At 61.7% G+C, this 19,345-nt stretch carries 18 protein-coding genes and 2 pseudogenes; 10 read left to right on the forward strand and 10 right to left on the reverse strand.

Translation table 11 applies throughout. From position 1 onward, the window contains the following. Positions 1–634 precede the first annotated feature (634 nt). Positions 635–784 carry a hypothetical protein gene (locus tag M1L53_RS31495; RefSeq protein ID WP_261949428.1) on the forward strand — a complete coding sequence of 50 codons (150 nt, stop codon included), beginning with the start codon at positions 635–637 and terminating at the stop codon, positions 782–784. A gap of 222 nt (positions 785–1,006) precedes the next feature. On the opposite strand, the gene M1L53_RS31500 is transcribed toward M1L53_RS31495, so the two are convergent. Further along, positions 1,007–2,146 carry a tyrosine-type recombinase/integrase gene (locus tag M1L53_RS31500; protein WP_261949429.1) on the reverse strand — a complete coding sequence of 380 codons (1,140 nt, stop codon included), beginning with the start codon at positions 2,144–2,146 and terminating at the stop codon, positions 1,007–1,009. A gap of 112 nt (positions 2,147–2,258) precedes the next feature. Here M1L53_RS31500 and M1L53_RS31505 point away from each other — a divergent pair. Further along, a pseudogene (locus M1L53_RS31505) lies at positions 2,259–2,465 on the forward strand (SOS response-associated peptidase family protein); the annotation flags it as partial. Positions 2,466–2,701: 236 nt separating this feature from the next. Here the strand turns inward: M1L53_RS31505 and M1L53_RS31510 are convergent. Continuing rightward, positions 2,702–3,613: an alpha/beta fold hydrolase gene (locus M1L53_RS31510; RefSeq protein ID WP_261949430.1), complete on the reverse strand. Its 912-nt coding sequence runs from the start codon at positions 3,611–3,613 to the stop codon at positions 2,702–2,704. An 89-nt stretch (positions 3,614–3,702) separates the two neighbouring features. On the opposite strand from M1L53_RS31510, the gene M1L53_RS31515 reads away from it, so the two are divergent. The 5 genes and pseudogenes from M1L53_RS31515 to M1L53_RS31535 all read left to right on the forward strand — a co-directional run. Then, a complete protein-coding gene (locus tag M1L53_RS31515) occupies positions 3,703–4,434 on the forward strand; it encodes a hypothetical protein (RefSeq protein ID WP_261949431.1) in 732 nt (243 codons plus the stop codon). 3 nt (positions 4,435–4,437) lie between these two features. Then, positions 4,438–5,085: a helix-turn-helix domain-containing protein gene (locus tag M1L53_RS31520; protein ID WP_261949432.1), complete on the forward strand. Its 648-nt coding sequence runs from the start codon at positions 4,438–4,440 to the stop codon at positions 5,083–5,085. A gap of 306 nt (positions 5,086–5,391) precedes the next feature. After that, the gene (locus tag M1L53_RS31525; RefSeq protein WP_076949338.1) at positions 5,392–6,360 is read left to right on the forward strand and encodes an AAA family ATPase; all 969 of its coding nucleotides are present in this window, start codon (positions 5,392–5,394) and stop codon (positions 6,358–6,360) included. Further along, entirely contained in the window at positions 6,353–8,911 is a 2,559-nt protein-coding gene (locus M1L53_RS31530) for a S8 family peptidase (RefSeq protein ID WP_261949433.1), read from the forward strand. The genes M1L53_RS31525 and M1L53_RS31530 overlap by 8 nt, the downstream gene beginning before the upstream one ends. 163 nt (positions 8,912–9,074) lie before the next feature. Continuing rightward, positions 9,075–9,593: pseudogene (locus M1L53_RS31535) on the forward strand (SOS response-associated peptidase); the annotation flags it as partial. Positions 9,594–9,622: 29 nt separating this feature from the next. Here the strand turns inward: M1L53_RS31535 and M1L53_RS31540 are convergent. Next, positions 9,623–9,910 (reverse strand): hypothetical protein, encoded by a 288-nt coding sequence (locus M1L53_RS31540; protein WP_261949434.1) that lies wholly within the window; start codon positions 9,908–9,910, stop codon positions 9,623–9,625. 141 nt (positions 9,911–10,051) lie between these two features. On the opposite strand from M1L53_RS31540, the gene M1L53_RS31545 reads away from it, so the two are divergent. From M1L53_RS31545 to M1L53_RS31555, 3 genes are all read left to right on the forward strand, one after another. Continuing rightward, positions 10,052–10,600: a hypothetical protein gene (locus tag M1L53_RS31545; protein ID WP_261949435.1), complete on the forward strand. Its 549-nt coding sequence runs from the start codon at positions 10,052–10,054 to the stop codon at positions 10,598–10,600. 262 nt (positions 10,601–10,862) lie between these two features. Continuing rightward, positions 10,863–11,324, forward strand: a complete 462-nt coding sequence (locus M1L53_RS31550; protein WP_261949436.1) for a DUF1272 domain-containing protein — start codon at positions 10,863–10,865, stop codon at positions 11,322–11,324. 14 nt (positions 11,325–11,338) lie between these two features. Next, positions 11,339–11,689, forward strand: coding sequence for a hypothetical protein (locus M1L53_RS31555; protein ID WP_261949437.1), 351 nt, complete (start codon positions 11,339–11,341; stop codon positions 11,687–11,689). Between the two features lie 257 nt (positions 11,690–11,946). On the opposite strand, the gene M1L53_RS31560 is transcribed toward M1L53_RS31555, so the two are convergent. From M1L53_RS31560 to M1L53_RS31590, 7 genes are read right to left on the reverse strand one after another with little or no spacing between them, the layout of a single operon-like run. Then, positions 11,947–12,189 (reverse strand): hypothetical protein, encoded by a 243-nt coding sequence (locus M1L53_RS31560; protein ID WP_261949438.1) that lies wholly within the window; start codon positions 12,187–12,189, stop codon positions 11,947–11,949. After that, positions 12,170–13,813, reverse strand: coding sequence for an NAD(P)/FAD-dependent oxidoreductase (locus M1L53_RS31565; RefSeq protein WP_261949439.1), 1,644 nt, complete (start codon positions 13,811–13,813; stop codon positions 12,170–12,172). The genes M1L53_RS31560 and M1L53_RS31565 overlap by 20 nt, the downstream gene beginning before the upstream one ends. A 27-nt stretch (positions 13,814–13,840) precedes the next feature. Further along, complete coding sequence (locus tag M1L53_RS31570; RefSeq protein ID WP_261949440.1) at positions 13,841–14,470, reverse strand: pyridoxal 5'-phosphate synthase; 630 nt, start codon at positions 14,468–14,470, stop codon at positions 13,841–13,843. Beyond that, positions 14,463–15,596: a PhzF family phenazine biosynthesis protein gene (locus M1L53_RS31575; protein ID WP_315974187.1), complete on the reverse strand. Its 1,134-nt coding sequence runs from the start codon at positions 15,594–15,596 to the stop codon at positions 14,463–14,465. Before M1L53_RS31575 ends, M1L53_RS31570 begins: the two co-directional genes overlap by 8 nt. 47 nt (positions 15,597–15,643) lie before the next feature. Further along, on the reverse strand, positions 15,644–17,509 hold the full coding sequence (locus M1L53_RS31580) for an anthranilate synthase family protein (RefSeq protein ID WP_209907636.1): 1,866 nt from the start codon (positions 17,507–17,509) through the stop codon (positions 15,644–15,646). Beyond that, the gene (locus M1L53_RS31585; protein WP_209907635.1) at positions 17,506–18,132 is read right to left on the reverse strand and encodes an isochorismatase family protein; all 627 of its coding nucleotides are present in this window, start codon (positions 18,130–18,132) and stop codon (positions 17,506–17,508) included. The genes M1L53_RS31580 and M1L53_RS31585 overlap by 4 nt, the downstream gene beginning before the upstream one ends. Further along, on the reverse strand, positions 18,129–19,328 hold the full coding sequence (locus M1L53_RS31590; RefSeq protein WP_261779125.1) for a 3-deoxy-7-phosphoheptulonate synthase: 1,200 nt from the start codon (positions 19,326–19,328) through the stop codon (positions 18,129–18,131). The genes M1L53_RS31585 and M1L53_RS31590 overlap by 4 nt, the downstream gene beginning before the upstream one ends. Between the last annotated feature and the right edge of the window lie 17 nt (positions 19,329–19,345).

The raw sequence follows: 19,345 nt of genomic DNA on the forward strand, positions 1-19,345 counted from the left end.
TACTCCTCAGTGACTGATACTTTCAAAATCGATCACGGAAAGTGGGCCAGAACCATTCTTAAGCCGTCGTCGACACACGGTCGTGCTGGCCGCGATGGTGAGTGTCTTTGTCAGGCTGTGCCGCCGAGGTTCCTCTCGTGTACCTATGTGACGTCTCATGACGAGCGTGGGGCTGCGGTGGGTGCTTCGTGTCGTTTTTGGGGGGGTGTGTTCTCACGCTGGTTACCTGCGCCTTCGTGGTGTTCTCTGATCGGTTTGTGCCGTTGCGGCTTCTGTGGGTGGAGACCGTTGTGATTGTGGGGGTGATGGCGGTGCTGGCGTATCGGGAGCGGCGGGCCTTACCTTCACGGTGACCGCGTATCGGACCTGGGCGTGCCTGAGTGCTCGTTTTGTGGCGTTGAACTGGGGTGATGGCACGTCCCCGGTTTGTGGTGACCGGAGTATCAGGCGTGTTGGTCTTGCGGCGGGTGTAATGCAACGGGCACAACGGAATTGCCCCGCGTGGTGTCAGTAGACAGCCCAACACCAGGCACATACGTTCCTGTTCTGGACCCAATGGTTCGGCGACACAAGTGACCCAGCTTCCGAGTTCGATTGCCGGATTCTGTCGTGAGTGTGTGCGCCACTCGGAGTGGTGACGTCGACACAAGCCGCGGACATCGAAACGCCGAGCGCAACGTACACCGTTGCGCTCCACTCGGCATTGTTCTGTCCGCTGCCCGTACTTCGTGCGCGGCCGGTCGGGTACATGGGTGTCGATGAACTCGTCTCGAGATATACCTGACTTGCTCAGCGCGCGATCATACCGCGGTCGCCGAGTATTTGTGTGCACGCCGGGGTCACGCAGAGGTCGACGGTGCTCTGCGGGTTGCCAGGGTCCGCGGTGCACAACCACAGCTCGTGGTCCCATTCACCTGGCCGCCAGCTCGTGTCGGTGTGTCGGCGCAACCACCGGATCCAGTCGGGCTCGACACTCGGTGAGAACATCGACGCTGAGTGTTGCGAACTAGTCATATCCCTCCAGTCTTGCTGCCACTCGTTCCACCGCAGCACGTTTGGCCGTTTCTGGCGGGTGCAGGTACGGATCCATCGAGACCGACGACACGTGTCCGAGGAGGTCCTGCACGACATCGCGGGGCACACCATTCTCGATCCATCGGGTGGCGGCTGTGTGTCGCAGCATGTGCGGGCGCGCTGTGAAACCCGCAGCCGCGGAAAGCCGCGCGAACAACGATCGCACGTTGCCGTAGCGCATTCCGTCGCCGATCGGCTCGTGATAGAGGTTCACAAAGACCAGGTCAGACTCCATCGCGCCCGCGACTGCGAACCGTTCGTGCTGGTACTGGGCGTAAAGGCCGACCAGATCGTTCACTACCGGAATCGACCGTGGATACCGGGATTTGGCGAGTGCACCGTTGGCATTGCATCGTCGGCGCACATGGATGTGCGGGCCGTCGGTCGAGCATCCGACCAAAGCGCCACGAGGTAGCAGATGCAGATCCTCACGGCGTAGACCCAGCGCTTCGCCGACTCGGATCCCGGTGAGAGCCATCAGAGTTATCAGAAACCGGTCTCGGGTTCGCGCCGCCGCTGCAATCAGCTCGTCTACCTGCCGTGCGGTCAGGAACTCGATCTCGGGTACCGGCGCCGTCAACTTCAACGACTTCGCCCGGACGGAGGCGAATTGGCCCATCTCCCCGCTGTCGTGGCCCGGCAGGTATCGCAGGTCCTTTCGATGTGACAACCGTGGTATCAGTTCTGACGAGACCCAACCGTGCGCCGCGGCGAACCGTAAGAACTCGCACACCGACGTCATCACCGCGTTCGCTGTGCCCGCGCTGCGAAACCGCGTTGGCGAACTCGGTCGGCGCGGCGGCAACGGCTCAGCGACCAGCCACCGCAAAAAGCGCGCCAAGTCGCTGAACTGTATTTTCTGCCAATCGAATCCGAATCGCCCGCAGTAGCTCAGAAACAACGCTATACGGCTCGCGTATACCCGCTCGGTGTTCGGTGACCGGTCCAATGCGCGCAGCGCAGCTAAATACGCCGACGCTTCGGTGTGCACGCGGTACGTGCGATCGATCACGACATAGCGGAGTGAACCATCCGACGGCGACACTGCCCGCTCCGCCACGAAAACGTCCACATGACAAAGCTAACCAACGTGCCAACCATGACCCTGATAACGAAAAGGAACGTCGCACGAACAACTGCCGACCAACATGCCTCGACAAGGTAACCAAGAGTAGATAACGGAGATAACGTCGTTCAGAAGTAGCGCCGCCAAGCGGCGCGCCATCATCCCCGCGAACGGCTACTGCGAATGGATGAAAAGCGAAGAGGGAAAGAAGATTCCGTACTTTCTTCATGGGGAAGGTGACCTGGAAGTAATGGCTGGACTCTACGAGTTGTGGCCCGACCCTGAACTGCCCGAGGGCGATCCGAACAAGTGGGTATGGACCTGTGCAGTCTTGGCCCGGCCAGTTATCTACCCCCCCGACGGCATAGTTGTGACGTTGGTTAGCGAGCGATCGGCGCGACGTCACTGGCCGATATCCGCCCCAGTGACGTGGCACGTTGGTGACGTGTGTCCGCAAGGGTGCGGCCGTCGCCAGTCGTCGCTACACATTCCCCGATGTCGATCCTGGATGCGATTGTGGAGCAAGCAGTTTCTCGTTCGAGTGAATTGCGCCCGCGACTTCTATGAGGCCGTGCTGTCGCGACTGGCCAGTTCGTCCCACCACGTCTTGATTGCGTTGCTGAACTCGGCTGGTGCGTCGGATTGTAGGAAGTGGCCGACTCCGGGGAGCATTGTCGTGGTGTGGTCGGGGAAGGCCTCTTCGAAGCGCTGACGGTATTTGTCGGTGAAGATTGGGTCCGCATCTGCCCACACGAGCAGCGTGGGCAGTTTCTCGAGTGCGCTGAGTTGGCCCTCCAGATCGGTGAAGAACTTACGAGCCCCGACGAGTTCTCCGGGAAGGGCTGCGCAGGCGCGGCGGCGTGCTGGCGTGGGCATTGCCTGGCGGTAGTGCGCCATTTCGGCGTCGGAGAGCTTCCGCCGCTTGTGTGCTGAGGGAATGTAGTACTCGACCATCAGATTGAACCGTTGGATCAGTGCGCGTCCGATCGGGTTTCCTACGCCGCGGGAGAACAGTTCGCTGGACGGGTCACCGTTCAACGGCCATGCCCAGGTGTTGGTGAGGATGAGGCGTTCGAACTTGTCCGTTCGTTGCTGGGCGGCATATAGGCCGAACGGGCCTCCCCAGTTGTGGCCGACCAGTGTCAGTTGCGTCAGGTTCAAGCGGTCGAGGAAGGACACGAGCAGGTCCGCGTGATCGCGGGCTAGGTACTGATAGCCGGGTGCACCGGTCGAGAGGCCGAATCCCGGAAAGTCCACGGCGATGCACCGGAACCTGTCCCGGAGGTTGGTGATTGCTTCGCGGTAGGCGAAGGACCAGACCGGATTTCCGGTCAGCATCAGCAATGTAGGACCCGAGCCCTCGTCGACGTAGTGCACGACGTTTCCGTCCAACTCCACGAAGTGGCTTTCGAACGGGAACAACTCGTTGTCCAGCCATGCCGGGCGTTGGCCCGAAGGCTGTGTGGTCGTCATGTGCTGATCCTCCTGTTTCGCTGTTTTCGCATCGACTTGTTCTTCTGTAGTTCACAATCAAACATGAAGTAGATGATGGGAGAGGCTGAATGAGTGAATTGATCAACGACGTCCTGGCTGCACATGGCGGCGCTGAGCGTTGGAAGTCGGTTTCGACGATTACAGCTCGGGGACGAATAGGTGGTCTGCTGCCCACTCGCTTCGCCGGCAACAAGCTGGCCAGTTTCACTGCCGAGGTGCACGTCGCCGCGCGGCGCACCGTCCTCCATGATTTCCCACAAACCGGCAATCGTGCTGTGTTCGACGGAGGCGACGTGAGGATCGAAACCCGCGACGGAGAACCACTTGCCACCCGAATCGATCCTCGTTCAGCATTTTTCGGACGCACCGGTATCCGCCGCAACGTCCGGTGGGATCCACTCGACACCACTTACTTCGCCGGATACGCCTTGTGGAACTACCTGACGGCACCACTGCTGCTCGGACGCGCCGACATCGTCGTTACCGAAGGTGAACCATGGCGGGAATCGGGACAGACATGGCGGCGGCTCCATGCAACATTCCCCGAACAGATCGATACCCACTGTCGACGACAGACCTTCTACGTCGACCCTGCTGGCTTGATCCGACGCCACGACTTCGTCGCTGAACCAGTTGGCCGTTGGGCGGCGGCCTCGATCTACTGCGATGACCACCGAGAGTTCGAGGGGCTCGTCTTCCCCGTCCGGCGCCGTGTGCTTCCCAGGGGGCCGGGCGGCCGAGTTCTCCCCAGGCCGACGCTGTTGGCACTCGACTTCGACGAAATTGGGACGGAGGTCTGACCGGTGAGTACGGAAGAGGACAAGTCGGCAATCAAGCGGTCTTACGGCCAATACTGCGGGTTGGCGCGGGCACTCGACGTCGTAGGCAACAGGTGGAGCCTGCTCATCGTGCGTGAGCTGCTCGGCGGCCCTGCCCGATACGGGAAACTTCAGGCCGGGCTACCGGGGATCTCCACCAACCTGCTGGCCGAGCGTCTGAGGGAACTCGAACAGTCCGGCGTAGTTCAGCGCCAACTCGACACCGACAGCAACGCCATCGCCTACACGCTCACCGCCTGGGGAAGGGAGCTTCGCGGTGCTGTCACGGCGTTGGTGAACTGGAGTACGCCGCTCATGATTGCAGGTCCGCGTGGCGACAGTTTCCAACCTCATTGGTTGGTGGTTGCGCTCGAATCACTGATGGAGGGCAAGCGAATTGAGGTACCTGCGACCATCGGCTTCGAGGTCGACGGCATGAACCTCGCCGTTCGCGTTGACGAAACGGGTGCCCGCGTCGCGCTCGAAGTCGACGTACAACCCGAGACTGTCCTTCGAGCAGAACCGATGGTGGTACTTGGCCTTGCATCGAGCATGCTGACGACCGACCAGGCGATCGCTGCTGGCGAGCTCCGCGGCGAAAGCCAGGACCTGGCTGCGATTTTCGGCCCCTGACGAGTCTTGGTTCTGCGTGCGACGAACGGTGGAGACGGAAGCGGTTCTATAAGCGCATGGATCGCCCTCCGGTGCCCGACCATCCTTTCGTCTCGGTCACCGACGCTGCAGTGCGTCACGATTCGTCCGATGGGACTGGTGAGTCCGTTCGGTGATCTGCGTGGGCAACGGCGGGGGAGCCATGGTTGCGAATGGTCAGTCACTACGATGAGAGAATTGCGTACCTGTGGCTCTCGCTGGGATCGGTGAGCGGCAGTAATGAATACCAGAGAAGGCACGAATACCAGCGAAGGCGGGAGGCGAATAATGGCAGGCCTTGGTGAACACATCACGGCGATGGTCCGTAGTCATGCCTCCGGCGACGACTCGGTGTTTTACTCCGTTGCTCTGCAGGTCGCGGCCCGTGAGGCGAAGCGTGGGCACCACGTTCTCGCTGCGGATATTAAGCAGGCCGTCGATACCTCACGGCAGATCACTCCCCGTAGCAACGTCACGCAGCTCGTGCAGCCGCGCGGCGACCTGGCCGAATTGGTCGAGGCTTCCCATCCTCAGATCGAGCTGCGGGAGTTGATCGTGCCCGGCGAGCTCACCTCTCAGATCGAGCAAGTGATCGCTGAGCAGCGTCAGCGCAAGAACCTCGTGGAACACGGGTTTGCGCCGATACACCGCCTTTTGCTGGAAGGACCACCCGGCACGGGTAAGACGATGACGGCATCAGTACTGGCTCACGAGCTGGCCTTGCCGATGTTCACCGTCCGGCTGGACGGCCTTCTGAGCAAGTACATGGGCGAGACCGGCAGCAAACTACGACTTGTCTTCGACGCAGTCGCTGAGCGGCGAGGTGTCTACCTCTTCGATGAATTCGACGCGCTTGGTGCCGATCGTTCGGGGAACGATGTCGGGGAGGCGCGGCGCATTCTCAATTCTTTCCTCGTATTCCTCGAGCAGGCCAGCCCGGAGTCGATTGTCATCGCCGCAACTAATCACCGCGACATCCTCGACCGCGCGTTGTTCCGACGGTTCGACACGGTCCTCACCTATGACCTTCCCGATGCCCGTCAGGCCGGCGTGGTGATCCGTGCACGCCTCGGTTCGCTGGCAACAGGACTGAGCTTGGCGAAACTCACTCAGTACACCTCAGGTCTCAGCCATGCCGACCTGGTCAAAGCAGCCGAGGCCGCCGCGAAAAAGGTGCTCATGCGCGGTGACGCGCATGTGACTCGCGAGGACATCGTCGCGACCCTCAAAGCGCGACGGTCCGCGAGCGTTGGCTGAACAACCACGGCACCTCGACCATCTCTATGTCGTCGAACAGGCCGCTGACGAAAGTTTTCACCGGGGCGGCCAAGGGGACGTCAAGATCCGTCCCGTAGAGCGGCGGGCGCATGGCCTGGCACTCCGAGGTGAGCTCGACAAGGCGTTCGCCGACATCGACACCGAACGCCATACATTAAGCGTCAGTGAGGAAGAGCTGCGGGCGCTCGGCAGTGTGATCGTTCTCGAAGGTGCGCACGCGGCGTATCCGTTGAAGCTGGATCAGTTGAGCCAACTCACGCGGCACCGGAAAACCCCCAAGCGCCCGAAGTGGCTCCTCCTGTCGGTGCACCAAGCAACGGCTACGGAACCGGAGCGAGCCACAGTCTGGGTGTCTGACGCGCACCGGCCGCAGTTCGTCAAGATCTTCGAGGACTATCTTACGAAGGTCTCGACCAGAGCGGTGGAGGAGCATTGGACGACGCCGGACGGAAATCCGGTAAACCAAGCGCTGGTGGCGAACATCGCACGGATCCGGCAAGCGTTCCTGGACGACTTGTGGACCTCCGCTGGCGAACCGCCTCGCTCCGGCCGACACTGGTGGGAACTCTGGCTCGATTCCACCCAGCCGCATCTCGACACCTTCAACGGATTCCTCGCCACCTACCAACTGCGAACATTGCCCCGGTCGGTTGCCCTGCGTGACCGAGTTGTCGTGTGGGTCGAGGCGACCTGGTCGCAACTCCAGATCCTGCCCGTCACGAGCGTCCCCCTGGCCGAGATCCGGAAACCGGAATTCATCGACACTATCGAAGATCTCCCTGCGACCGAACAAGACGAGTACGTTCGCGATCTTGCGGAACGGCTCGTACCCGCAGCCGATCACGCCCCCGCTGTGTGCCACCTCGACACCGGCGTCAACCGAGCCCATGTGCTCTTAAAAGATTCCCTCGCCGTGGCAGACTTGCACACCATCATCGGCATCTCCGGAAGCGATGTGGAGGGGCACGGGACCACGATGGCTGGTCTCGCGCTCTACGGCAGCCTCGAAGAGCACCTCACCTCCACTGGGCCAGTGCATCTCAGCCTCCGCCTGGAATCGGTCCGGATGATGCCCTCGAAGTCCGAGGCCGCGACGAACCCACGCGACTACGGCACAGCCACTGTCGAGGCCGTCGCGATGCCGGAGATCACCGCACCAAGGCAGCGTGTGTTCTGCTTGACCCTCAGCACGAGCCCGGACAAACCGGGAGAGCCCACGCTGTGGTCGGCGGCGGTGGACGCGCTTGCCGTCGGAACCGACACCGCCCGCGACGGGGACCAACTGCAGCTACTGTCCGCACCCGACCCTGACTCCTCCCGGCTCTTCCTGGTAGCAGCCGGAAATGTCGACAGCTACCAACTCGACCACCGCACCGAGTCCGACACGTCAGCAGTAGAAGATCCCGCTCAGGCATGGAACGCCCTCACCGTCGGCGCACATACTGATCTGGACGGCATACCTGAGGACCCGCAGTACCGGGGTTGGAATCCGATGGCGGAGCGCGGAGGGCTCTCCCCACACAGTCGGACGTCGGTGATGTTCAACCAGCGGAACTGGCCGATCAAGCCTGACATCTGCATGGAGGGCGGAAACGTCCTCACCGACGGAGCAGGGACCTTCGAAGACAAGCACCCGATGTTGTCACTGCGCACTACAGGCACAGCGAACGATCTTGCTCTAGCCTCGGCAAACGCCACCAGCGCCGCTACCGCTCAAGCTGCCCGCCTCGCGGCCTTGGCAGTCGCCCGGTACCCGGACTACTGGCCGGAGACGATCCGCGGACTACTCACCCACGCCGCCGAATGGACCCCATCGATGGAAGCAGAGGTTCGCCAAGACCAGCGCAAGACCGATCGTCTTCAACTCCTGCGCCGCTACGGGTGGGGAGTGCCCACGGAGGGCGCAGTGCTGAACTCTTCACGTCAGGCAGTCACTCTGGTCACCCAGGACCAGTTCCTCCCCTTCGAAGGCGACGATTTTCGGATGCGGCGGTTTCGGCTACACAGTTTGCCGTGGCCGTCCGACGTGCTCGAACAGCTTGGCGCAGAAAGCGTACGGTTGCGAATCAGCCTGTCGTACTTCATCGAACCATCCGCATCTCGCCGAGGTTGGCGCCAGCGCTACGCATATCCTTCCCACAGCCTGCGATTCGATCTCCAAGGTCCAGTCGAGACCCAGCCGGAGTTCATTGCCCGTATCAATCGCGATGCACAGCTCAGTGAGGACGGTTCACCTCGCACCGGAACCACAACGGACCGCTGGTTCATCGGACCCAACCAACGCAACTTCGGGTCTCTACATCAGGACGAGTGGAATGGCACGGGAACTGAACTCGCGCAATGCAACTCCGTTGCGGTCTATCCGGTCGGGGGCTGGTGGAAGAACAACCGTCGTGCCGACCGCGTGAACTTTCCCGTGCGCTACGCACTGTTGCTTTCATTGCGGACCGATGAGCAAGACATCGATCTCTACACTCCAATTGCCAACCAGTTGCGGGTGTCCGTTCCCGCGGAGATAACAACGACCTAGAGGCCTTCAATTTTCGACGACCTTGTACAAGAGGGGCACGTCTTGGGTGGGCAGTTCAGCCGGAGTTTGCTCACCTCGGCTCCCCGACATCAGGATCGAGGACACGAGCCTGCCGATACCGATACGCCGCTAACGGACTACGAGCGCTCGTAGTCCGGTTAAGGGTTTGCTCCCTGCCTGGGCAAAGGATCGAAAAATTGCGTCCAAGCTGATCAACGCCCGCAGTGAAACCGTCACGGAGAAGCCGTCATTCAGAAGTAGCGCTTCCAAACGGCGGGCCATCGTTCCTGCGAACGGCTACTACGAATGGATGAAAAGCGAAGAGGGAAAGAAGATTCCGTATTTTCTTCACGGCGAAGGTGACGTGATCGCGATGGCTCGACTCTACGAGTTGTGGCCCGATCCTGAACTGTCAGAGGACGATCCGGACAAGTGGGTATGGACCTGCACCATTCTCACGCGGCCAGCCAGCGATTGCGCGGGGCACATACACGACAGATCACCGCTGATCCTGCCCGAATCGTTCTGGGAACACTGGCTCGATCCGAACCTCACCGACAAAGGCGAGGTGCAGGCCATGATCTATTCCGTTCCGGAGCCGCATCTCGAGCCGTACGAGGTTTCGACTGCGGTCAATAGTCCGAGGAACAACGATCCGAGTTTGCTCGAACCGGTCCACTGACTGACGTCCTGGGCTTTCGCGAAGAGTGGTCAGGATTCCCGCATCGTCACGCGGGCGAGCATCTGCTCCATCTGCGGCCACCCGAGGGCGAGGTTCGATCCGCTCATCTGGACCCGTGTGTTCCACTCCGGAGCGAAGGCATCGAACATGATCCGAGCAGCAGGAGCGAGTACGTCGCGCTCGACGGCGTCAACGGTGTCGCCGTCCCAACGCAGCTCCCCGTGGACGGAATCCGGTTCACCGAATACCGACGTCAGACGCGCGGACACATAGCCCAGAGCGACCAGATCCGCCGCACTGTAGAAGTCGTTACTCACTCATCCTCCGCATCACTCGTTCAACACCGTTCCCATCATCTTGCCGCAACCGCCGCGCCGAAAGGTGCCGCGAGAACCCACCCTGTCCAGGTCGATCGGTACCTTCAGCTCACACAGACGCTGACAGCTGGGGGAGAGTCGATGAACAGGGAAGACGCAGGTACAACCACCTTCGATGCCGTCGTGGCCGAGTACCTGGACAAGCAACCGGACGGCTCCAAGAGTTGGCTCCTGCTGCGGTGGGATCTGGTGCAGCTGTACGGCACGGTGAAGGCGTTTCGCCGCCGTAGTCGGGAGCAGCCTGCGAAGAGGGCTCAGCATTGCAGAAAGCGAGCGAAGACAGCAGCCAGCATCGCGTTCTTGATGGGTTCGCTGCTCGTATTGATCGTGGTCCTGGGGTGGCGATTGACGGCTTTCTCGCGGGAAAGGTCGGTGATTGCGACGGCAGGTATTGCGGTCGCGGTGGTCATAACCGTGGTTTTGGTATTCGGCTATGCCCTTGTTCTCGTCCACGCGTTCGTCGATCGCCGCAACCGAAATCTGATGATCTTTCAGACGGGAGGGCAGCACATTCGCGGCGGTGCGGATCGAAGCCGAGCATGCCGGCCGTCGCCAGATTCACGGACTGGGACGGTGGCCGATTCGGTCAGAGTCCGACATCGCCGAGCGGTTGCGTCGCGACGTGGCTGACATGGCGCGAGATACAGGCACTGTTCTGACAACTGACAATGTCCCACCGGCGCTGAGGAAGAAGTACCTGGAAGAGGGAATGACGCCGGCCACGCCAAACGAGTGCGAGGTCTACGCCTTGGAACCTAGCGACGACCCGCTGATTTTCCTGCCCAAAGGCAGGTCGACCCCGTAGGCCGATTCCGGGTAGGTGTGGTTCTCTGACGCGGACAGATGCACTGTGCCGGAAGGCGAGACGACTCCAGGAGCGGCGATGTTGGCGATGAAAACAATGTGCGAGAGGTGCCGGACCTCCCTCGACAACGCCGCCGCCGCAACAATATGCAGCTACGAATGCACCTTCTGCGTCGACTGCTCAGCGGCGATGGACAACGAGTGCCCGAACTGCGGCGGCGAGTTGACCGCGCGTCCTCGTCGCATCGCGCAAGCCCGAGTGATTAGTCGGGGATGGGCAGGTCGAATCGGTAGCTACCTCGCCCAACGCCAGCCCTCCGGCGTCCTCGAGCTCACCGATGCCGAGCGGGATCTGATTTCGCAGATCAAGGCCACCGACGGGGAAAGGTTGGCAGCGATCGAGGTGCGTCATATGCGTCCCGACTGCACACCGCGAGAAGCTCTCATCACCGTTCTCACACTTCGTGGGGAAGACGTGTTCCGAACCCCTGCCGGCCACGCTGTCGGTGAGAACGCAGCTCGCGCCGACGGGAAACCACAGACGCTGTGACCGACGAGCACACCATGCCGACACCTACCAGATTCCGTGCAGCCGGGGACCGGGCAGCAGCGCGTCTGCGGAAGCGAGCCGAGTGGGCTGCCGTTGCGGCGCAGCGCCGAGCTGCCCATGATCGGGCCTACGAACAGTGGATCACCGGCGCGCTGGTCCCGTACCGGATCACCCGCGCCCTCGACGCTGCCGAGCTGTACGGCCCCGACGTCGACATTGCATGCGGCGCGCGGGAGCCGGCATATGGCGATTGGGAGGCGGGCACCCGCTACCCCTTGTTCGAGCAGCTCCTCGCGCTGACCCTCTTGCCCCGCGTGTTGGCCGCGTCGCATCGCGGAGCCGGGATTGGGCTTGGCGGCGTGTAGGGCTCACCGGGGTTACTGCCGAACTATCTGGATGAGCCACCCAGGACATCGTGTTGGGTGGATGTGATGGGCCGTTCGACCGACTACAGCGAAAGCCTGAGCACATGCTCCCATCAGCTGCGCTATGCCCCTAGCTCCCATATGGGAGCTAGGGGAAGATTGCAGCATTGTCGCACCGTAGAGCCCGGCTCACGTCATCCGCTGACCCGATGCGGTGGATGACGTGAGCTTTTGGTGGGGTCGTCAAAGTCTGTCGTCTACAGGTCTTCGTTTTCGTTGCAAAGCACGCGGAAGGCTCGGTGGTGGTCTTCGGGGAAAACGAGGACCTTGCGGGCGATTCCGGGGCCGGAGAGTTCGGGACCGGAGATGGTGCTTCGGATACCGTGCTCTGAAAGTTGCTGTTGGACCAGGCCGACGGAGCTGTCGTTGTAGAGGGTGGCGGCTGCTACGAGAAGTCCGTAGTCGTTAGAGGCGCGGCGGTCACTGCGGAATTGAGGCATGCTCTCGCTCCAGGGACGTGTGGTCATCGCTGTGAAAGGTGAAGTTCGGGTAGTCGGCATCGGACTCGTCCGCGAGGACGCGTCGGTAGTTGCCCAGGCCGGCGAAATAGAACAGTGCGCGGCTGGTTTTTCCTGGAATGTTGGCGCCGAATATCCAGGAATGAGCTTTCGGGAACAGTGATGCGTTGGCGATGTCGTCGCAGAGTTGCGCCCATGCCCGTACAGCGGTTTCGCTGACTTCGACGACGGCGGAGCCGCGGGTTTCGGCTTGGCGGATCAGTTCGGTGATCCATTCGACCTGGGTTTCGATTCCCGGCGGCAGGTTCGTGAAGACGCTGTTGGGGCCGTAGACCATGAACATGTTGGGGAATTGGTGCGTGGCGATACCCAGGTAGGCCGCGGTGGTCTCGTTCCACAGCTCACTGATCGGTGTTCCGTCGCGCCCGGTGAGGTGCATTTTCTTGTATCCGCCGTCGACGGCGTCGAAGCCGGTGGCGAGTACGAGCAGATCGATCTCGTGTTCGGTCCCGTCGGCGGTGACTACTGCGTTCTCGTTCAGCCTGGTGATCGGGTTGTCTTTGATGCTGACCAGAGAGACGTTCGACCGGTTGAAAGTTTCGTAGTAACCCTTGTTCGCGATGGGCCGAGTGGCGTAATACCCGGAGGGCATGAGCATTTGGGCTGTGGCGGGGTCGTCCACGATTGTGGCGATCTTGTCCCGAACGAAATCGGCTGCGGCCAGGTTCGCTGCGGGATCGAAGATTATGTCGTTGAAGGTCCCGAACATGAAGTGGAAGGCATTTCCGCGTTGCCAGCTTTCCTCGAACACACGGGTTCGTTCTGTTTCCGACACCGATGTCGCTGGGACCGTGCTTTCTTCGAATCCGCATCCGACGATCGAATTGCGGACTTGGTCCCAGATGGCGTCGTAATTGCTGCGGCACCGGTCGAGGTATTCCTGGTCGATCGGTCCGTTGCCGGAGGGGATGCTGTACTGCGCGGTGCGCTGAAAGACCGTCAAGTGCTGAGCGGTTTCCGCGGCGGTGCAGATGAATTGGGTGCCGGTGGAGCCGGTGCCGATGACGCCGACTTTGCGGCCGGCGACCTCGAGTCCGTCGGGCCAACGGCTGGTGTGCACTACCTGTCCCGAGAACTGTTCGATACCAGGTATTTCCGGCGCGTTGGGTTCGGAGAGCACCCCAAGGGCGGTGATCAGGTACTTGCACCGGTAAACCTCGGAGGACTCGGTGCGCACTTCCCACTGTGCCAGGGAATCGTCCCATCGTGCCGAGGTGACGGTGGTCGCGAGCCGGATATCGCGGCGTAGGTCGTGGCGATCGACCACGGCATTGAGATACTCGAGAACTTCCGCTTGTTCTAGATAGCGGTTCGTCCACGACCATTCCTGAAGCATCTCTTTGTCGAAGGAATACCGGTAGACGAAACCTTCACTGTCCGACTTCGCGCCGGGATACCGATTCCAATGCCACGTGCCGCCGACACCGTCGGCTTTGTCGAAGCATCGCACTGCGAGTCCGAGTTCGTTGCGAAGTTTGTGCAGGGCGTAGATGCCGGCGAATCCGGCACCGATGACGATCGCGTCCAGTGACGTGTCGGGTTCCATGTCAATCCTTTGTGTTGGACAAGCGTTTCAGGGCTGAAGTCGATCGACGGTCCACCCACGTGGGCTGCGTTCGTAGAGCAATCGGCGGTGTAGGCGCGATTGGTCTGCTGCCCAGAACTCCACGCGATGCGGCTGGAGTTGGTAGACGGCGAAACGGTGAGGGCGGGCGAGATTGGTGCGTAGGCCGAGGCTGTCGCTGCGTGCGAGCAGTACTTCGGGATCGCCGAGATGCAGGCTCTGATGCGAGGCCCTCGACATGGGTTTGAGGGGTTCGGCGCGCTCGTCCCACACCTTGTCGGCGATCGCAGCGTTGAGTTTGAGTACGGGACCGGAGACGATCAGTTGACGGGCGAGTTCGCGCCAGTAGAACAGGCCACTTGCCCACGAGTTCGTCTGCAGTTCGCGTGCTTTCCTGCTTGTCGTATGCGTCGAGAAGGACAATCCGTTAGCGGAAATGTCGGTGACGGCGACCGTGCGTTGAGAACACCGGCCGGCGCTGTCCGTGGTGGCCAGGGACAGCGCGAGCGGCTCACGGACCCCGGCGATTTCGGCTTGCTCGATCCATGCCTGAAACAGGTCCAGTGGCGTGGGTGGTGGATCGGAATATTCCAGGAACGGACGAGCGGTTCCGGTGATGGTTTCGTATTGGCTACTCATCATCGGTGCCTCGATCGGATCCGAGGTACAAGGTTGCGTGAGCGATTGTGATCGCGTTGCCGCCGACCTGCACGGAGGTGAGATCGTGGGTGCGTGCATCGAGGCTCGCCCGGGCATGCATCACGGAGTGTCGTCCGAGTTCGACACCCTGGTGGATACGGAGGTCGTGGTCGTATTCGATCCGTCCGTGACGCGCGAGGTGGATGGCGATCGGGCCGGCGGCTGACCCGGTAGCGGCATCTTCGACCACTCCGTACGCGGGAGAGAACATTCGGTTTCGCCAGACTCCGTCGAGGTCTTCGGCGATGCAGTTGATCGCCATGTTCTCGAACTCGGACAATGCGCGGTGGTCCGGGCGTAGAGCGGAGAGCGCCTCGATGCTGTCGACGGTGACGATCGTGTGACGTGGGCCGTTGTCGTAGGTCTCGATCGGAAGTGCGCTTGTGTCGAGCCCCAAGGCTGCCAACAGTGATCTCTGCTCGGCGTCAGGCATCGGCGACCACGTCGGCAGCGGTTGGTCCATCGTGACGCGGAAGTGGTCGTCGACGGCCTCAGCGGTCATCGGAATCAGACCCACCGCGGTTTCGAACGCGAGTTCCTTCGCACCTGTCTGCGCGGCAACCGCGGCAGCTGTACCGAGGATGGGGTGCCCGGCGAAGGGGAGTTCGTTGACGGGAGTGAAGATGCGAATCCGCGCAGTCGATTCTGCCGAGTCAGCCGACAAGACGAAGGTGACCTCGGAGAGGTTCAACTCTGCGGCGATTCGCTGCATCGTCTCCGCCGAGAGCGAGTCGGCGCCGAAGAACACGGCTACCGGATTACCGCTGAGGGGCGTACTGGCGAATGCGTCGACGACGCAGTATCGGAGGCTCCGCCGAGAACTTTCGGGTCGATGCTCGATGAGGGCATGCACCGAGAAGTCCTTGCGGTGCGCGCGTTCTCGTTCGAGGAGTTCGAGGGCCGGTCCTGCGGGGAGCGCTCCCGCGGGGCGATCGTCATCCCAGATCAGTATCGCGCCCCATTGTCCGGATCCTCGATCGTGGATCCAGTATTTGGCAGCCAGACCGGGTACCGAGCGCCACGCATCGACAGCTGCGGTGTCGGTCAGCTCATTGAGGTGGGTCACTGACGGGTCATCGTCTGACTGAAGGTCCCACATGATGTATTCGAGTTTCACGTCGAGAGCAGCCTTTCGGACATGTGAGCGAGGATGCGAGGGCCGTTCACTGTCAGGATCGACTCGGGATGGAACTGAACGGACGCGAAGTGAGGCCCTTCGAGGGCGTGGATTGCTCCGGTGGCCGTGTCCGCGGAAACAGTGACCGGGCCGACGCCCGCGACATCGATCCGGCCGGGAGCACTGCGTGCTTCGAAGGTGTTGTAGAAGCCGACGTTCTCGCTCTGCCCGAAGACGTCGACGCGCGCCTGTTTACCCTGGTTCGGCTCAGCTCTGCGGGTGAGGGGGAGACCGAGACGCGAGGCCAGGATTTGATGGCTCAAGCAAATCGCGAGGAACGGTCGCTGCGTCGAGAGCAGGTCGTCGATCTGTGCTCGCAGGTGCACGATTTTCTCGTCATCGACGTCTGTGGGATCACCGGGCCCCGGCCCGACGATGACCAGATCGTGGTCACTGGTGGTGTACATGTCGTCGAATCGCCGCACAGTGACCGTCAAGCCGAGCGAGCGCAACTGATGGTCGAGCATCGCAGTGAACGTGTCTTCGGCATCCACGACGAGCGCCTTACGCCCGTCCAGTACCCGGGAGCGGACGTCGTGGGGGTAGTTCGGCGACCAGAATCCTGCGATCTGGTCATTGCGATGCGCCAAGGCGGTGGTGATCATCGGGTGCCGATTCCAGCTGGCATGGGGCTTGCTGTGCCCGAATGCCGCCAGAACTGATTGCGCCTTGGCATGGGTCTCGTAGACTTCGGCCCCAGGATCGGAATGGCGGACCAACGTGGCCCCCACAGCAACTCGTACACGACCACAGTCAGGCTCGATCGCCGCTGTACGAATCAGGATCGCCGAATCGAGAGTCGGCGCCCCGCCACCGGAGCGGGTGATCAATGCCGCCACACCGCTGTAATAACCGCGACCGGTCGTCTCGTAGCGTGCGATGACCTCGGTCGCGCTTTCTACCGGGCTTCCGGTCACGGTGGGCGCAAACATCGTTTCCCGCAATATCTCTCGTGGGTCGCGGCGCGTCTGCCCCTCGATGAAATACTCGGTATGAGCGACCCACGCCATCTCCTTGAGCGCTGGTCCGTGGACTCGAGTGGTGCCGGGTTCACAGATACGACACATCATCTTCAGTTCTTCATCGACCACCATGTACAGCTCGTCGGTTTCCTTGCGGTCGTCGAGGAACTGTTGAACTCCGTCCAGAGTCGGCCCGCCGGGCGGATAGCGGTAGGTTCCGCTGATTGGGTTCATCACGGCGGTGCCGTTGTCGAGGACAACATGCTGTTCAGGTGATGCGCCGACGAGTACCAGACCTTCTGTGTGCACGAGAAAGGTCCAGTAGGCGCCGCGTTCGTTGTCGAGGAGCTCCCCGAACGCGGATAGAGGGACTGTCGAGTTGTAGGGCGTGCACTCGGCGGAGAATTCGCGTTTGATCACGAAGTTCGCTCCGCGCCCGTTGCCGATCTCCTCGGACACGATCGCTGCGACTTTCCGTTCGTAGTCGGCGTCGGAGCTGTCGAAGTGCCCGTCGGTGAGGGCGAAGGAGCGGCGCGGGAGTTTGTCGAGCACGCTGGTCAGGGGGTAGTCCTGCTGTTCGTCGATGTAGATGGCGAGCAGCGGGGCGCCATCATCGTGAGCCGGATAGCCGCGTTCGCGTATCTGACGATAGGGAAGAAGGACGAATACATCAGCGGTCGTGGATATTTCCTCGATCAGCTCGTGCTGACGGAGCTGCCCGGACAACGCTGTGACGGTGCGAGCACCGGTGGCAGGATCGGCGCGGCAGAGGAGGGCGTACACCGAGCGGTTGCCGGCCAGTATCTCGGTCAGGAGATCGGTCGAGAGCGGCGGACTCATCGCTCGGTCACCCACTTCGTGGCGACGACACGTGCACAGCAGCGTGAGGTGTATTCGAGCGTGTGGCGGTGGTCTGCAGCGGTGAAGTCGGCAACTGCGTCGCCGACGAGGAACACTTCGATGTCATGGGTGTACGCATCCAGGGCGGTGGCAAGAATGCCGACATGGGCGTACACCCCGCACAGGACAAGTTGCGTGCGACCGTTCTCGCGCATGCGGGCGAGCAGGTCGGATCGGTGGAAGGCGCTGTAACGCCACTTGACGAAGGGCCATGCATCGTCACCGAGTTCGAGCTCGGGGACAAGTGCTCGGTCCGCATCCGTGGTCTGCATCCCCGGGCCCCAGAAATCCCGCAACAGTCCGCGATCTGTGACGTTCATCCGGCCCGGCTGCGCGGTATAAGCCGTCGCCGCCCCTACCCGCTGCGCCCAAGAATGCAGATCGCGAACATTGCCCACGATCTCCGAACGCATCGCGTCGGGGAACGGCGACAGAAAGTAGCGTTGCATGTCATGGATGAGCAAAGTTGCCTGTCGTGGATGGATATCCCAGTCCACCAACGCTTCCGGCATCTCTCCTGGGCTGGGAAGCAGGTACGGTTCGACAGTGAGATCACGACTCATGACGTCGTCTCCGATACTCGGTAATGTCGTGCGAGCATTTCGCCCCACGCCTCTACGACGCAAGCAGCCTGCTCCGGGTTCAGCCTCGGATCGCACAGCGAACTACTGGGCCGCGCGGAGGCGAGATCTGTACTCGACCAGACGCATTCGCTGACATCAGTCAGATGGGTCGTCTCCAGATGTAACCCGTGAACCCGGGTTCCGGTCTGGTCAGCGACACTGACGAAGCCCGCCATCTCGGCGATGACGTCGTCGACGACTCGGGTCTTGGTGCCATCGTCTGTGCTGAGCGTGTTGCCGTGCATCGGATCACAGATCCACAGCACACGGTGCCCAGCCGCACGGACCGCATTCATCAGCGCCGGCAGTCCAGTACGGATGTGTTGGGCCCCCATCCGTGTGATCAAGGCGAGTTTGCCGGGTTCGCGATACGGGTCGAGCCGAGAACACAGCGCTACGAGATCGTCTTCGGTGGCGGTGGGGCCGACTTTGCATGCCGAGGGGTTTGCGATGTGAGCGAGTGTGGCGACGTGGGGGCCGTCGACGTTGCGCGTCCGTTCGCCGATCCACGGCCAGTGTGTGGAGGTCAGATACGTGCGTTCATCGCTTCCCGGCCGCATCATGGGGTGTTCGTAATCGAGTAGCAACGCCTCATGACTGGTCCATACCCGATCTTCCAAGGCTCGCCCGCGGTTGAAGCCGGCAATGGTGGCAGCGACTTGCCGAGAAGTCAGGTACCCCATCAGGATCCGGAGCGGATCCGGCGTCCGGCTGACCTCGTCACTGTCGGGCAGGTTCACCATGTGGCCCCGATAGGTGACCACTTCGCGATCACCGATGGTCTCCGTTGCCTTGGAGCGAGGTTTGGCGAACTGTCCGGCGATACGGCCGACCTGAACAACCGGAAGACCGGTAGGGGTGGCCACGGCACCGGCGCTGGCGGTGAGCTGATCAAGCTTGCGATGGACGTGGTCGGGCGTGCAGTGCGCGGGGTCTTCCGCGCAATCGCCCATCTGGAGAATGCTCGCGTGTCCGGCCTCAACGGCGCGCAGGCGTCGCGCGAGTTGGTCGATTTCGACCGGACTCGCAATGACGGTGGTCGTCTCGAGCACGTTGCGAACGAGGTCGAGTTGGGGATGGTCATGCCACGGCGGCTGGTGAGAATTCACCATCGACGTCAATGCTGAGGGGATCACGAATCACTCCGCTAGGT

Origin of the sequence: Rhodococcus sp. T9N, assembly GCF_024436645.1 — a bacterium.
In the GTDB taxonomy this organism is placed as follows: domain Bacteria; phylum Actinomycetota; class Actinomycetes; order Mycobacteriales; family Mycobacteriaceae; genus Rhodococcus_F; species Rhodococcus_F qingshengii.

Bases quoted from the DNA above. Each gene is read 5' to 3' on its own strand.
- M1L53_RS31550 (WP_261949436.1), top strand. From the start codon at position 10,863: ATGAAAACAATGTGCGAGAGGTGCCGGACCTCCCTCGACAACGCCGCC.
- M1L53_RS31545 (WP_261949435.1), top strand. From the start codon at position 10,052: ATGAACAGGGAAGACGCAGGTACAACCACCTTCGATGCCGTCGTGGCC.
- M1L53_RS31565 (WP_261949439.1), bottom strand. From the start codon at position 13,813: ATGGAACCCGACACGTCACTGGACGCGATCGTCATCGGTGCCGGATTC.
- M1L53_RS31510 (WP_261949430.1), bottom strand. From the start codon at position 3,613: ATGACGACCACACAGCCTTCGGGCCAACGCCCGGCATGGCTGGACAAC.
- M1L53_RS31555 (WP_261949437.1), top strand. From the start codon at position 11,339: ATGCCGACACCTACCAGATTCCGTGCAGCCGGGGACCGGGCAGCAGCG.
- M1L53_RS31580 (WP_209907636.1), bottom strand. From the start codon at position 17,509: ATGAGTCCGCCGCTCTCGACCGATCTCCTGACCGAGATACTGGCCGGC.
- M1L53_RS31525 (WP_076949338.1), top strand. From the start codon at position 5,392: ATGGCAGGCCTTGGTGAACACATCACGGCGATGGTCCGTAGTCATGCC.
- M1L53_RS31560 (WP_261949438.1), bottom strand. From the start codon at position 12,189: ATGCCTCAATTCCGCAGTGACCGCCGCGCCTCTAACGACTACGGACTT.
- M1L53_RS31515 (WP_261949431.1), top strand. From the start codon at position 3,703: ATGAGTGAATTGATCAACGACGTCCTGGCTGCACATGGCGGCGCTGAG.
- M1L53_RS31570 (WP_261949440.1), bottom strand. From the start codon at position 14,470: ATGAGTAGCCAATACGAAACCATCACCGGAACCGCTCGTCCGTTCCTG.
- M1L53_RS31585 (WP_209907635.1), bottom strand. From the start codon at position 18,132: ATGAGTCGTGATCTCACTGTCGAACCGTACCTGCTTCCCAGCCCAGGA.